Source organism: Comamonas sp. F1-6 (genome assembly GCF_039581415.1).
Classification (GTDB): domain Bacteria; phylum Pseudomonadota; class Gammaproteobacteria; order Burkholderiales; family Burkholderiaceae_C; genus Comamonas; species Comamonas thiooxydans.
Genome location: NZ_JBCPWN010000067.1, coordinates 1 through 752, shown reverse-complemented (window position 1 = coordinate 752; position 752 = coordinate 1). Strand labels below are relative to the sequence as shown.

1 protein-coding gene is annotated in these 752 nt (G+C 60.4%); it reads right to left on the bottom strand.

The annotated features are described in order from the left end of the window. On the bottom strand, positions 1-752 hold a 752-nt coding region (locus AAIL66_RS24335; RefSeq protein WP_343497967.1), incomplete at both ends, for an elongation factor Tu.

Genomic DNA, 752 nt, shown 5'->3' with positions numbered 1-752 from the left:
GTGACGGTGGTCTTGACGGTGTCCTTGATACCGACGATTTCGATTTCTTCGCCGACCTTGACGATACCGCGCTCGATACGGCCGGTCACCACGGTACCACGACCGGAGATGGAGAACACGTCTTCCACGGGCATCACGAAGGCGCCGTCAACAGCACGCTCGGGAGTGGGGATGTAGGTGTCCAGAGCTTCGGCCAGCTTCAGGATGGCAGGCTCGCCCTTGTCGGACTGGTCACCTTCCAGGGCCAGCTTGGCGGAGCCGCGGATGATGGGGGTGTCGTCACCGGGGAAGTCGTACTTGGACAGCAGCTCGCGCACTTCCATTTCGACCAGTTCCAGCAGTTCTTCGTCGTCCACCATGTCGGCCTTGTTCAGGAACACGATGATGTAGGGCACGCCCACCTGACGCGACAGCAGGATGTGCTCGCGAGTCTGGGGCATGGGGCCGTCAGCAGCGGAGCAAACCAAGATAGCGCCGTCCATCTGAGCGGCACCAGTGATCATGTTCTTCACATAGTCAGCGTGGCCGGGGCAGTCCACGTGAGCGTAGTGGCGGTTGGCAGTTTCGTACTCAACGTGCGAAGTGTTGATCGTGATACCACGAGCCTTTTCTTCGGGGGCGTTGTCGATCTGCGAGTAGTCCTTGGCTTCACCGCCGAAGTGCTTGGACAGCACGGTAGCGATAGCAGCAGTCAGGGTGGTCTTGCCGTGGTCAACGTGACCGATGGTGCCCACGTTCACGTGGGGCTTGGT